General features: G+C 52.3%; 12 protein-coding genes and 1 pseudogene. 8 read left to right on the top strand and 5 right to left on the bottom strand.

What is annotated here, in order from left to right; translation table 11 throughout:
• Positions 1 to 17: 17 nt before the first annotated feature.
• Positions 18 to 1274: an oxalate/formate MFS antiporter gene (gene oxlT, locus ACTJJ1_RS09325; protein WP_440833265.1), complete on the bottom strand. Its 1257-nt coding sequence runs from the start codon at positions 1272 to 1274 to the stop codon at positions 18 to 20.
• Positions 1275 to 1876: 602 nt separating this feature from the next.
• Here oxlT and umuC point away from each other — a divergent pair.
• The gene (umuC, locus tag ACTJJ1_RS09320; RefSeq protein WP_004946171.1) at positions 1877 to 3145 is read left to right on the top strand and encodes a translesion error-prone DNA polymerase V subunit UmuC; all 1269 of its coding nucleotides are present in this window, start codon (positions 1877 to 1879) and stop codon (positions 3143 to 3145) included.
• A gap of 443 nt (positions 3146 to 3588) precedes the next feature.
• Here umuC and ACTJJ1_RS09315 read toward each other — a convergent pair whose 3' ends face one another.
• Positions 3589 to 3939 carry a hypothetical protein gene (locus ACTJJ1_RS09315; protein ID WP_006326157.1) on the bottom strand — a complete coding sequence of 117 codons (351 nt, stop codon included), beginning with the start codon at positions 3937 to 3939 and terminating at the stop codon, positions 3589 to 3591.
• Between the two features lie 433 nt (positions 3940 to 4372).
• Between ACTJJ1_RS09315 and kynA the strand changes: the two genes are divergently transcribed.
• The 3 genes and pseudogenes from kynA to pcp all read left to right on the top strand — a co-directional run bounded on the left by kynA (position 4373) and on the right by pcp (position 6072).
• Positions 4373 to 5215: a tryptophan 2,3-dioxygenase gene (kynA, locus tag ACTJJ1_RS09310; protein WP_006326156.1), complete on the top strand. Its 843-nt coding sequence runs from the start codon at positions 4373 to 4375 to the stop codon at positions 5213 to 5215.
• A gap of 28 nt (positions 5216 to 5243) precedes the next feature.
• Positions 5244 to 5318 (top strand): annotated as a pseudogene (locus tag ACTJJ1_RS09305) (DNA gyrase inhibitor SbmC); the annotation flags it as partial.
• A gap of 106 nt (positions 5319 to 5424) precedes the next feature.
• A complete protein-coding gene (gene pcp, locus ACTJJ1_RS09300; RefSeq protein ID WP_440833262.1) occupies positions 5425 to 6072 on the top strand; it encodes a pyroglutamyl-peptidase I in 648 nt (215 codons plus the stop codon).
• A 57-nt stretch (positions 6073 to 6129) separates the two neighbouring features.
• Here the strand turns inward: pcp and ACTJJ1_RS09295 are convergent, their stop codons facing one another.
• The 3 genes from ACTJJ1_RS09295 to ydgT all read right to left on the bottom strand — a co-directional run bounded on the left by ACTJJ1_RS09295 (position 6130) and on the right by ydgT (position 8124).
• The gene (locus ACTJJ1_RS09295) at positions 6130 to 7164 is read right to left on the bottom strand and encodes an NADP-dependent oxidoreductase (RefSeq protein ID WP_004946161.1); all 1035 of its coding nucleotides are present in this window, start codon (positions 7162 to 7164) and stop codon (positions 6130 to 6132) included.
• Positions 7165 to 7337: 173 nt separating this feature from the next.
• Entirely contained in the window at positions 7338 to 7757 is a 420-nt protein-coding gene (gene uspC, locus ACTJJ1_RS09290) for a universal stress protein UspC (protein WP_004946159.1), read from the bottom strand.
• A gap of 151 nt (positions 7758 to 7908) precedes the next feature.
• Positions 7909 to 8124: a transcription modulator YdgT gene (ydgT, locus tag ACTJJ1_RS09285; RefSeq protein WP_004946155.1), complete on the bottom strand. Its 216-nt coding sequence runs from the start codon at positions 8122 to 8124 to the stop codon at positions 7909 to 7911.
• Between the two features lie 1421 nt (positions 8125 to 9545).
• Here ydgT and flhD point away from each other — a divergent pair.
• From flhD to motB, 4 genes are all read left to right on the top strand, one after another.
• A complete protein-coding gene (gene flhD, locus ACTJJ1_RS09280; protein ID WP_004946152.1) occupies positions 9546 to 9896 on the top strand; it encodes a flagellar transcriptional regulator FlhD in 351 nt (116 codons plus the stop codon).
• Positions 9896 to 10480: a flagellar transcriptional regulator FlhC gene (flhC, locus tag ACTJJ1_RS09275; RefSeq protein WP_004946150.1), complete on the top strand. Its 585-nt coding sequence runs from the start codon at positions 9896 to 9898 to the stop codon at positions 10478 to 10480. The genes flhD and flhC overlap by 1 nt, the downstream gene beginning before the upstream one ends.
• 158 nt (positions 10481 to 10638) lie before the next feature.
• Positions 10639 to 11529: a flagellar motor stator protein MotA gene (motA, locus tag ACTJJ1_RS09270; protein WP_006326150.1), complete on the top strand. Its 891-nt coding sequence runs from the start codon at positions 10639 to 10641 to the stop codon at positions 11527 to 11529.
• A complete protein-coding gene (gene motB / locus ACTJJ1_RS09265; RefSeq protein ID WP_409442734.1) occupies positions 11526 to 12491 on the top strand; it encodes a flagellar motor protein MotB in 966 nt (321 codons plus the stop codon). Before motA ends, motB begins: the two co-directional genes overlap by 4 nt.
• Positions 12492 to 12494 lie beyond the last annotated feature (3 nt).

Here is a 12494-nt window from a genome sequence, read left to right as displayed (position 1 = left end):
GATCACCCTGCATATTATCAGCTATGTTGGCGCATAAAGCGTGAGCGCCAGGGTTTCAGCACCCAAAGGGCCAGTGCGGCGGTGATAAAATCAAAGGAAATCGCCATGCCAAAAACAACGTGCCATCCTTGCGTGTGCTGATAAAGCAGTGCCGCCAACGGGCCGCCAAAAATAGAGCCGATCCCTTGCGACATGTACAGCCAGCCATAGTTGGCGGTGGCGTTTTGGCTGCCGAAGGTATCGGTTAATGTTGCAGGGAACAAAGAAAATATCTCCCCCCAACCAAAAAACACCACGCCGGAAAGTAAAACGAATAACAGTGGGTCCTCACGGCACATCAGCCACAGCGTCATTGCGACACCTTCGAGCGCAAAGGCGATAAACATGGTTTTTTCCCGGCCATAGCGGTCGGAAATAAAACCGAACAGCGGGCGAGTCAGCCCATTGGTGAAGCGATCGAGGGTTAACGCCAGGGGCAGCGCCGCCAGGCCAAAAACCACCGCCTGACTGATGCCAAAATCTTCCGCGAAAATAGCCATCTGTGACGTCACCATCAACCCAGAGGTGGACATCATTGCCATCATGACAAACATCAGCCAGAACAGGGGCTGACGCAGCATTTCTTTTGATGTGAACTGACGTTTGTTCTGCTCCAGCTTGGTGCTGGTCGGCTGTAAGTCAACATTGACCGGTACTTTCAACCCTTGGCTGGCCAGAAAGCCCACAAGGGCAAAGAGGCCGCCGAAGACCATCATGGTCTGATCCAGCCCGTAGCTGCCCAGAGAAATGCTGATGGGAAAGGTGGTTAAAATCGCCCCCATGCCATATCCGGCAGCCACGGCACCGGCGGCAAAACCGCGCTGTTGCGGAAACCACTTGACCATCAGCCCAACGACGCCGATATACACAATGCCGGTCCCCAGCCCACCGAGACAGCCATACACCAGATAGAGCTCAGTCAGGCTGCTGACCTGGGATGAAATAATCCAGCTAAATCCCGACAACAGCGTGCCGATGGAGATTAATATCCGTGGCCCAAAGCGATCGATAAGTTTGCCCTGGAAGGGCGAAAAGAAGGTTTGCAATATGATGAGCAGCGAAAAGGTGACCTGCAACGCGGGCAGATCAACGCCCAGTTTGGCCGACAGCGATTTGGTCAATAATGTCCAAACATATTGTGGGCTGGAAATCGCCGCCATACAGATCAATCCCAAAAGGAGTTGTATCCACCGCTGATTACTTTTTTCTATTACTGACTCGCTGACTAGGGTCATTTAAATCTCCCAAGGTATAAGTGTTGTGTCTGCCGATGCAGATGAATGAGCATTAAGCGTGCCAGAATAAAAAATAAATAATAAAGTTGTTATTTAACAATCTGATGTATTTTGTTTTCTGTAATTAAAGATACGTTTAAATTAAATTTTGGTGGAATTGATAAATGATATTTCGCACGGGTATAGTGCAGATGAGCAACCTTAGTGCGGCATTAATTAATATAATCGATAGTTTAAGTATAAATATTCCTAAATAGGGGAAGGGAATAGCTAATGATGACGCCGTGACGTTATGCATGCCTTTATGATGAACCGCATGTTTGGGGGGAGTCTGTAGCGAAGCCTGCATACCAACCGGGCATTTATGTTGGGCGGAATGCGGTTTCGGCTCACGGCTGCCAGGCAACCAAATTTCACAGAAAATGATTGCCTTAGCGATTCACACCGCATCCTGCCGGCAAAGTTGCTTGCAGGGTGGTAATTTTTGTTTATCATTAGCTGTATATATATACAGTTAAGTTATGCATTATGAAGACACGTCAACCCTGTTGCCCAAAACCCGATGCGATCATGCCGAACCCTTGCTATGGAGTGGCCTGACGATGTTTGCTCTGATGGACGTGAACAGCTTTTATGCCTCCTGCGAGACGGTTTTCCGGCCGGATTTAAAGGGGCGGCCGGTGATAGTCCTGTCCAATAACGACGGGTGCGTGATCGCCCGTAGCGCCGAGGCCAAGGAGTTGGGCGTGCCGATGGGGGCGCCGTATTTCAAGATCAAGGAGGAGATGCGCCGCCGCAACGTGGCGGTGTTCTCTTCCAATTACGCGCTGTATGCCGATATGTCCCACCGGGTGATGAGCATTCTGGACGAGATGGCGCCGGCGGTGGAAATCTATTCGCTGGACGAAGCCTTTCTGCGGTTGGATGGCGTTAGCCGCTGTGCCGATCTGGCGCAGTTTGGCCGCCAGGTGCAACAAAGGATTTTGCAGGAGACGCATTTGGCCGTCGGCGTGGGCATTGCGCCCAGCAAGACGCTGGCCAAGTTGGCCAATTACGCCGCCAAGCGTTGGCCAGGTACCCGGGGCGTGGTGGATCTTTCGGATCCTGTCCGTCAGCGTAAACTATTGGCGTTGATACCGGTAGAGGAAGTGTGGGGCGTCGGCCGCCGACTGACCCGGCAACTGCGGGCGATGGGGATTGAAAACGCATTGCAACTGGCGGATTGCGACACCCGGCTGGTGCGCAAAACGTTCAGCGTGGTGCTGGAACGCACGGTGCGCGAGCTGCGCGGGGAATCCTGCCTGCAACTGGAGGATGAGGCCGCGGCCAGAGAGCAGATTATCTGCTCACGTTCGTTCGGCCAGCGGTTGACCCATTACCCGCATATGCGGGAGGCGATTTGCAGCTATGCGGAGCGCGCGGCGGAAAAACTGCGGCAAGACGAACGCTATTGCCGCAGCGTGTCGGTCTTTATCAAAACCAGCCCACATTCCGCAGGTGAGGGTTACTACAGCAACCTGGGCACCGCCCGGCTGCAAACGCCGAGCAACGACAGCCGCGATATTATTGCCATGGCAGTGCGTGCGCTGGAAAGCATCTGGCGGGAGGGCTGCCGTTACCTGAAAGGCGGCGTGATACTGGGGGATTTCAGTGCCGGTACCATGGCGCAAATTGACCTGTTCGACGACTGCCCACCGCGGCGCAACAGCGGCCAACTGATGGCGACGCTGGACAAGCTCAACCGGGAAGGGCGCGGCCGCATCTGGTTTGCCGGGCAAGGCATCGTCAAGCCGTGGCAAATGAAACGCGAAATGCTGTCACCGGGTTATACCACTAAATTTAGCGATATTATCAAGGTTAGGGTTGGCTGAGTCCGAGCCAGCCTCGCAAAGGGGATTGAGTATGGCTGCCTGATGGTAGTGGTTTGCTGTGATATTCATTTACTTTTTCGCAAGAAATCATAGAGCTTTAAGGATAAAGAAACAAAAAAATAGCCGGTGGCGAGGGTAATCATAAATTTGGATATGCCCGCGGGTGCAGAGAACACGGAACCCGGTGTTAACACTCCGGCCCCACTAAGGAAAGGGGAGATGGAAAGTATGGCGAAAAATATAATTATGGGTCTGATGATTTTATCCATTTATAACTCTTTGTTAATCTATAAGACGGCAGGTGTTAACTGCCGCCTTTAATTAATGAATTCCCAGGTGGTTGCGTTGTTATAATTCAAAATGGGCAGGCTAATTATCTACAGGAGACTTGCCGAAAGTGAACCTGACAACAAAATATAGAAATCATTTTTTAGTGTGAACGCTTACCAGGAACAACTGCCACCTGCGCTTGACCCGCACTTGTTGCCGCCTTTACCCATTCCTACGTTGCCGCCGCCTTTACTGGTGTCTTGGAAACATTTCCCGGTAATTGCGCCGCCAATCAAGCCAGCGGCTATACCGGGTAACCCACCAAATGCGCCCAATGCCGCACCAACGCCCATCCCATTGATACAGTCTTCCGAGGTATTGTTGGCGTAGTAATTACCTGAACCACGGTTGTTACCGGATTGACTTCCACCCTTATTTCTTCCGCCATTATCGGTACGATCGCCACCATTATTGCCGCGACCGCCGGCGATAGAGTCGAACCAAACCGCATCAACTATTTCCATAACCAACTCCTTTTGAATATATGAGTTATTGTAATGCCGACCTCTGTAAGGTGATTAATTATTAGCGCATGGCAATTATCATATCAAGTGTTTTTTTAGAAAATAAAACGGAAGGGTAAATATGTTATCGGTTGCGGTAAGTTGGTGTATTAAATAATGCGAATAAGGCTAATCGATATTAATTCACTGTAATATCCCCGTCTGGTTTGTTATTTTTTCGATATTTTCAGATTCTCGCGCCAGGTATTCCGCGCCGGGAATGATACTCCTCCCGCACCTTTACCGATACGAGATTACCCCTGGCCTCATCATGACCGAGATCTGCGAGGCAACTCTCGTTTATAGTCCGCCGGGCGTGAGGGTTCTGTACTATTGTTTTCTCTTTGCAGCACGTTCCACGCCGCTTCCGGCCGTGGTACCGCGGAGAGTACAGATGAACAAACGAGAATTAGAAAGCGCGATTGTCACCGATTTTTCCAAACGCATGAGCTACGGCGATTACCTGTGCCTGGACCAGTTGCTGGATTGCCAGCATCCGCTGTCCAACCCGCAGCATCATGATGAAATGCTGTTCGTGGTGCAGCACCAAACCTCTGAGCTGTGGATGAAGCTGATGCTGCATGAACTGCAGGCGGCACGGGCGTTGGTGCAACAAGACAAGCTCAGCCACTGTTTCAAGATCCTGGCCAGGGTCAAACAGATTCAGCGGCTGCTGTTTGAACAATGGGCGGTGCTGGAAACCCTGACGCCGTCAGAGTATGTTGAATTCCGTGACGTGCTGGGCAACTCCTCGGGCTTCCAGTCCCATCAATATCGCTCCATCGAGTTTTTACTGGGTAACAAGAATGCGGCCATGCTGGCGGTGTTCAGTAATGATGCGGAAAAACACGCGGCGCTGAAAGCGATCCTCGAGGCGCCAAGCCTGTACGACGAATACCTGCTCTACCTGTCCCGCCACGGCCTGCCGATCCCGCAGGAATGTATCGACCGCGACTGGACGCAGCCATACCAACGCAACCCGAATCTGTTGCCGGCGTTCAAAGAGATCTACGACCACCCGCAAAAGTATTGGGAAGCCTATGAAATGGCCGAGAAGCTGGTGGATATAGAAGAAAGCTTCCACCTGTGGCGTTTCCGTCATATGAAGACGGTAGAGCGCATTATCGGCTTCAAATCGGGTACCGGTGGCTCCAGCGGCGTCAGCTTCCTGAAAAAGGCGCTGGATCTGACCTTCTTCCCGGAACTGCTGGACGTGCGCACCGAAATTGGTGCCTAGCATGCAGGGGTCTTGCCCGTAGACCATTGAGCACTATCTCAACGACTGTGAAGCAGACGGCTATTTCGATCTCGATATTTATCAATCGGTGAAGAAAATATAGCCACAGGCCCTGGCGCACCGGTATATGCGGATAACATATTTCCATAATCATATTGTCGCGTTTAGGCTGATACCCTAGGAATTTAAGCACAGCATAAGGTGTAGCGATGGAGAGGGTATTGGTGACCGGCATCGAGCCGTTTGATGGCGACGACGTAAACCCGTCATGGCAGGTTGCGCAGGCTTTGGCAGGGGAACATATCGCCGGTGCGGAAATCGTGGTGCGCGAGCTTGCCTGTGTGCTGGGGCTGTCCAACCAACAGCTGATTGCGGCGATCGAAGAGCTGCATCCCGTTGCCGTTATCTGCCTGGGGTTGGCCGGCGGGCGCGGGGAGATTTCCGTTGAGCGGGTGGCCGTCAATCTGATCGACGCCCGCATTCCCGATAATGCCGGTAAACAGCCGATAGACGTGCCGGTGGTAGATGGTGGGCCGGTCGGTTATTTCTCTACGCTGCCGGTGAAGGCGATTGTGCAGAACTTGCGCCGGCAGGGTATTCCGGCGGCGGTGTCTCATACTGCCGGTACCTATAACTGCAACCAGCTTTTTTACGGGCTGAGCCACCACATTGCCAGCCATCATCTGGCGATAAAAGGCGGGTTTATTCACATTCCGTATAGCCATGAGCTGGCGGTCAATCATCCGGGCAAACCGAGCATGGCGCTGGCGACCATGATCGACGCGGTGCGCAGCATCGCGCATACCACGTTGACGGTTGACGAGGACTTGACGATCGCCGGCGGCGCGCTGCACTGAGGTTGTTGGATTGAAGTCATGCCAGGGCGTAGCGGACCGCTGCGCCCTGGCTTTCGGTTACTCGTCGGCGACGCGGATCACCAGTTTGCCGAAGTTTTTCCCTTGTAACAGGCCGATAAACGCCTGCGGCGCATTTTCCAGCCCGTCGACCACATCTTCGCGGAACTTGATTTTTCCCTGCCCGACCCATTCGCCCATTTGCTGCAGGAAGTCACCGTACTCTGAGCCATAGTCATCGAAAATAATAAAACCCTGCATGCGGATGCGCTTACGTAAAATCAGCCCCTGCAGCATCGACAGCCGATCCGGGCCGTCGGGCAAACCGGTGGCATTATAGTGGGCAATAATGCCGCAGACCGGAATACGCGCCTTGGCGTTCAGCAGCGGCATTACCGCATCAAACACCGCACCACCGACGTTCTCGTAATAAATGTCGATCCCCTGCGGGCAAGCTGCGGCCAGCTGTTCGGCAAAGTCGGCAGCCCGGTGATCGACACAGGCATCGAAGCCCAGTTCTTCCACCACATAGCGGCATTTTTCCGCGCCGCCCGCCACGCCGACCACGCGACAACCTTTCAGTTTGGCTATTTGGCCAACGACCGAACCGACGGCGCCGCTGGCTGCGGCGACCACCAGGGTTTCACCGGGTTGCGGCCGGCCGATATCCAGCAGGCCCATATAAGCAGTAAAGCCCGGCATGCCCAAGACCCCGAGCAGGCGGGAAGGGTGTGTCTGTTGCGGGCCAAGGTTACGCAAGCCGCTGCCGTCAGACAGCGCATAATCCTGCCAGCCGTCGTAGCCCAGCACCCAATCGCCGGGTTTGAAATCAGGGTGTTGCGACGTGACAACGCGCGACACCGTGCCGCCGACCATGACCTGGCCTATCTCTACCGGCGGCGCGTAAGAAGGCGCATCGCTCATACGGCCGCGCATGTAGGGATCAAGCGACAGATAGACGGTGCGTAAAAGTACCTGGCCGGCGGCGGGTTGCGGTATCGCCCCCGTTTCCAGGCGGAAATTGTCAGCGGTGGGTTCACCGTGCGGGCGTGAGGCCAGCAGGATGCGGCGGTTTTGTTGTTCAGATTGAGACATCAGGAACTCCTTATGCGGACAGAACCCTAAGTCTAGTCAATCCGCAGTGAGGGGGAATGGCCTAATGTGCTTCGGCGCTGCCCCCTTAAATCGGCAGGGCTATCACAGAGCTGAAAGTGCGTCATGAAGACGGCGAGGGCAAAAGTGGCGGCTTTGCGGCAAACCGCCGGATATCAAAGCGGGACGATCAGCACGTCGATATGGCTGGTATTGATAAAACGCGCAGCAGAACAGGAGATCTTGTTCATCAGGCTGTCGCAGTGGTTGCCGCAGATCAGCAGATCAAACGGCTGGCGCTGGCGGGCGTAGCTCAGGCTATCGCTCAGTTCGCCATGAACGATCAGCGTATCGGTTATTGGGTAATCGGCCCGCAACCGCAGTTCCTCCATAAACAGCAGCGTCTCTTCTTCCATCAGTGCCCGCAAATCGCCCAGCATCGGCCCGGCGAAGTTATTGTACATTTCCGGGTTGGCGATCGTGCTCAGCAGGGTGATTTTGCCATTAGAGGGGCGCACGATGGAGACGGCTTTTTCAACCAGGCGGTGGCTGTCAGCCGCTACGGCAACAGTAACCAGAACGTTTTGATATCCCATCTTCCACCCCCGTTTCTCATGCTTAAGATAAAGAGTAGAGCCTGGTGCGTTTGATAAATGTGTTTTGTATCACGCGCGACAATAAATCGGAGATTATTGCCGCTATTTAGCAATAAAAGATAAAGGGGCTTTCGCGCGTAATGAAAGAAAATTAAAGCACCTGCGCCCACAGCGTTTTTGGTACCTTGCCCAAATCGAACAATTTACCGGCAACCAGCTCGGCACGACGGTGATCGGCCGCACGGTACATATTGCTCATTTCAATATCGTTATCAATGGAATAGTTAAGCTTGTCGTACACTTTTTCCACGCTGTCCAGACTGGAGCATTTGCGGAACGTCATCAGGTAATCGAAGGTATCATTCATGATTAAAATATAGCCTGTTAAGAGTAGTGGCCGGACGAAGAAACATCACGCGGTCACCCAGAACGGCGTCAAAAGAGTGATGTTCGACCTGAAAAATCAATTTCAAATGAATAAATTGCAATAGGGTAATAATCGGCTGCGCTACCAGCGCCTTTGCGTGAAGAATAATAATATGCCCACGCGGTATCGGCAATGTCATCCTGTCGGTAAATACGCGAAATAGGGAAAGTCTCAGGTCGCTGGAGGAGGGCGGCGGGCCGGTAAGGGCAACGAGTCGGGGGCAAGCCGAGGCGGTAAACGCTGAGCAGCATCCTCCTGAGGGGATTGTTTTCCTCGCGTTGAAGTTCTCCGACGGTCGAGCGCATTCACCTGAAACCCACAGTAGGGCGTCTTCAATTCTCTTATGGCAGCCGCTGACAACATAACCGACGTTATATGGTTGGTTCTCTGGCCGCAGCGAATAATGAAATAGCTCGCCCGGAGAAAAAAGTAAAATAAAACTACGTTTTATTTTATATGGCGGTAAAAATGCACGGGTAAATTTTATCGAAAAATAATCGCCCAGAGATATTTAAATTTTTTACAATGAAAAAATGATTAAAGTTTTAATTATCTCTGCCGATAAAACGTTACGGGGAGACATAAGCCTAAATCCGCCGCCTTAACTCTGCAAATCGAGAAACATATCGTTACGTCTGTTTTCTTGTTCATAACCCAAGCAACCCATTGTTAACCTAATATGCACTTTCGCTTAAAATTAAAACAGGCGATGAGCCGTTCTTTAAGTCAAATCTGAAACTTAATTCCCTTATAGTTTCCATGAGTTATTTTTGGAGTGTTGATAGTTTATTGTTAACTAAATGGTTATTTATACTGCGTTTACCGGCTATGAACAGATTTTTGTTCTGTTATTTTGGTTTGGTAATACTTTTGTTCGAATTGATCTAAAAATGATATTTTTTTGGCTCATATGCATTGTTTTTAAGACGTTTTTTTACTTATGGCTGATTTTTAAGCAAAAACACGGTTAAAAAATGGACGTATAAGGGGGTATTTGGCTTAATTATTTTTTATTTTTGTGATCTATGTCACATTGTATTTAAAATTGCCGCCTACTTACGTTGTGTGTGCTAATGGTTCGGGGGTAGAGTTGCGCTGCTTTAGGAATAATCTTATTAATTTTGTAAAAATAGTTTCATGGTGACTACACACTATCGAAGCAAAATGCTGTACATCCATACACATTGGTTTGCGCACGTATCAAATACTGAATGATGGTCCGAATTTAGAGATGTTGAAAAATTTATAACGGCCGTTATTCAGGGATTCATTTGCCAACTTCGGGAACAAACCCAGGTCACGGGCGATAAAAATTATCACCCAGCGTATGTTTTTAAACATAGTCTGTCGGGATGGGGAATATGGGTACGTCTGAATTACTTAAGCATATTTATGACATAAATTTGTCATATTTACTTTTAGCACAGCGTCTGATTAATGATGAAAAAGCATCGGCGATGTTCCGTCTGGGTATCGACGAAGCCATGGCCGATGCGCTCGCTCAACTCACGTTACCGCAAATGGTCAAACTGGCTGAGACTAACCAGTTGGTCTGTCACTTCCGTTTTAACGAAAGCCATACTATCGAACGCCTGACGAAAGAGTCACGTGTGGACGATCTGCAGCAAATCCATACGGGCATTTTGCTATCAAGCCATTTACTGCAAGAACTATCGGCTAAAGACGGTAGTGCGACGAAGAAAAGAGCCTGATGATGGTAGAGAAAAGTATTGTTCAGGAAGCCAAGGACATCCAGCTGGCGATGGAATTGATTACGCTGGGTGCGCGTTTGCAGATGCTGGAAAGTGAAACTCAGCTCAGCCGCGGGCGTTTGATCAAACTCTATAAGGAATTGCGCGGCAGTCCGCCGCCGAAAGGAATGTTGCCGTTCTCTACCGACTGGTTTATGACCTGGGAACAGAACATCCATTCATCCATGTTTTACAACGCCTACAGTTTCCTGATGAAGAGCGGGTATTGCACCGGTGTCGAGGCGGTGATCAAAGCCTATCGTCTGTATCTGGAACAGTGCCCGCACCCGGCGGGGGAGACGCCGTTGCTGGCGCTGACCCGCGCCTGGACGCTGGTGCGTTTCGTCGATAGCGGCATGTTGCAGCTCTCCGCCTGCAACTGTTGTGGCGGCACTTTTATCACCCACGCGCACCAACCCTTGAACAGTTTTGTTTGCAGTTTATGCCAACCCCCTTCCCGCGCAGTAAAAAGACGTAAACTTTCGCCGCAACTGGCCGATATTATTCCTCAACAGCCGGACGAGCAGGTTAAACGCGCAATTTGAGCCGGCGGCAACGCCGGTTCGTCCAGACCTAAATCGACTTGTGAAACGCAGGGTTCGGTATACCGAACCCGTCGGCGCAGCCTGGACTGCTGCGCCGTTGCGGCTCAAAAGCGCGCTTATCCCACCTTCCATCCACATTGTTAATTTAAGGAATGCGTGTGTTAGTTATTTTGGGTTATCTCGTGGTATTGGGGGCGGTTTTTGGGGGGTACATGATGGTGGGGGGCCACCTCGGTGCGCTTTATCAACCGTCGGAGTTCTTGATCATCGGCGGTGCGGGCATCGGCGCTTTTATCGTAGGCAACAACGGTAAGGCGATAAAATCCACCCTGCGCGCTATCCCCAAACTGATGCGCCGTTCGAAATACAGCAAGGATCTGTACATGGATCTGATGGCGTTGCTGTATCGCCTGCTGGCCAAATCCCGTCAACAGGGCATGTTGTCCCTCGAGTTCGATATCGATAACCCGCAGGAAAGTGAAATTTTTTCTAATTATCCCCGCATCCTTGCCGATAACACCCTGGTGGAATTTATTACCGATTACTTACGGCTGATGGTGAGCGGCAACATGAATGCGTTTGAGATTGAAGCGCTGATGGACGAAGAGATCGAAACCTTCGAACAGGAAAGCGAAGTGCCGGCCGGTAGCCTGGCGATGGTCGGCGACTCGTTGCCGGCCTTCGGCATTGTGGCGGCGGTGATGGGCGTGGTGCATGCGCTGGCCTCGGCCGATCGCCCGGCGGCCGAGTTGGGGGCGCTTATCGCCAACGCGATGGTCGGTACCTTCCTCGGCATTTTGCTGGCCTACGGTTTTATCTCGCCGCTGGCGACCCTGCTGCGGCAGAAAAGCGCGGAAAACGTCAAAATGATGCAATGCATCAAGGTCACGCTGCTGTCGAGCCTGAACGGCTATGCGCCGCAGATTGCGGTCGAATTTGGCCGTAAAACACTGTACACCACCGAGCGGCCATCCTTCGTTGAGCTGGAAGAACACGTGCGCCGCGTTAAGGCGCCGGCGCAGCAGGCGACGGAAGAAGAGCAGGCATGAAACAGAATCACCCGGTCGTTCTGGTCAGAAAACGCAAATCGCATCAGGCGGGGCATCACGGTGGCTCCTGGAAGATTGCCTATGCTGACTTTATGACCGCCATGATGGCGTTCTTCCTGGTGATGTGGTTGCTGGCGATCGCCAGCCCCCAGGAACTGACGCAAATCGCCGAGTATTTCCGCACGCCCTTGAAGGTGGCGCTGACCACCGGCGACAAAAGCAGTTCGGAAAGCAGCCCGATCCCGGGGGGTGGGGATGACCCCACTCAGAAGGATGGGTTGGTGAAAAAACAGATCGATACGCTGGAGAAGCGTGACGAGGAACTGCGGCTCAACAAGCTGCGGGAAAAGCTGGATGAGCTGATTGAATCCGATCCGCGCCTGAAAGCGCTGCGTCCGCATCTGCTGATCAACATGATGGATGAAGGATTACGCATTCAGATCATCGATAGCCAGAACCGGCCTATGTTCAAAACCGGCAGCGCACAGGTAGAAAGCTACATGCGCGATATCTTGCGGGCCATTGCGCCGATCCTGAATGACCTGCCGAATAAAATCAGCCTGTCCGGTCATACCGACGATATTCCCTACGCCACCGGTGAGCGTGGCTACAGCAACTGGGAGCTTTCGGCCGATCGCGCCAATGCCTCGCGGCGCGAGCTGATCGCCGGCGGGTTGTCGGAGGGCAAGGTGCTGCGGGTGGTGGGCATGGCCGCCACCATGAGCCTGAAACAGCACGGAGCCGATGATGCTATCAACCGCCGCATCACCGTGCTGGTGCTGAACAAGCAAACCCAACAGGGCATTGAACACGAAAATGGCGAAAGCAACGCGATGGGCATCGCCAGGCCGGTTGATCTGAAGCCTCTGGCGCCGTCGGCAACGGCACCGGCGACCCTTATCGCCCCGGAGCAGCCGGCGGCTGTCCCTTCACCGACTAACAGCGACTCACAGCAGAGGTGACCC

The sequence above is a fragment of the Serratia sp. 22264 genome, assembly GCF_052045345.1.
In the GTDB taxonomy this organism is placed as follows: domain Bacteria; phylum Pseudomonadota; class Gammaproteobacteria; order Enterobacterales; family Enterobacteriaceae; genus Serratia; species Serratia plymuthica.
The sequence above is the reverse complement of the archived record's forward strand: the minus strand, read 5'-3'. Positions and strand labels throughout refer to the sequence as shown.

What these genes read in the sequence shown, in the direction of transcription:
- uspC (WP_004946159.1), bottom strand. Translation starts at nt 7,757, where the DNA reads ATGGGATATCAAAACGTTCTGGTTACTGTTGCCGTAGCGGCTGACAGC.
- flhD (WP_004946152.1), top strand. Translation starts at nt 9,546, where the DNA reads ATGGGTACGTCTGAATTACTTAAGCATATTTATGACATAAATTTGTCA.
- ydgT (WP_004946155.1), bottom strand. Translation starts at nt 8,124, where the DNA reads ATGAATGATACCTTCGATTACCTGATGACGTTCCGCAAATGCTCCAGT.
- flhC (WP_004946150.1), top strand. Translation starts at nt 9,896, where the DNA reads ATGATGGTAGAGAAAAGTATTGTTCAGGAAGCCAAGGACATCCAGCTG.
- pcp (WP_440833262.1), top strand. Translation starts at nt 5,425, where the DNA reads ATGGAGAGGGTATTGGTGACCGGCATCGAGCCGTTTGATGGCGACGAC.
- umuC (WP_004946171.1), top strand. Translation starts at nt 1,877, where the DNA reads ATGTTTGCTCTGATGGACGTGAACAGCTTTTATGCCTCCTGCGAGACG.
- oxlT (WP_440833265.1), bottom strand. Translation starts at nt 1,274, where the DNA reads ATGACCCTAGTCAGCGAGTCAGTAATAGAAAAAAGTAATCAGCGGTGG.
- ACTJJ1_RS09295 (WP_004946161.1), bottom strand. Translation starts at nt 7,164, where the DNA reads ATGTCTCAATCTGAACAACAAAACCGCCGCATCCTGCTGGCCTCACGC.
- ACTJJ1_RS09315 (WP_006326157.1), bottom strand. Translation starts at nt 3,939, where the DNA reads ATGGAAATAGTTGATGCGGTTTGGTTCGACTCTATCGCCGGCGGTCGC.
- motB (WP_409442734.1), top strand. Translation starts at nt 11,526, where the DNA reads ATGAAACAGAATCACCCGGTCGTTCTGGTCAGAAAACGCAAATCGCAT.
- kynA (WP_006326156.1), top strand. Translation starts at nt 4,373, where the DNA reads ATGAACAAACGAGAATTAGAAAGCGCGATTGTCACCGATTTTTCCAAA.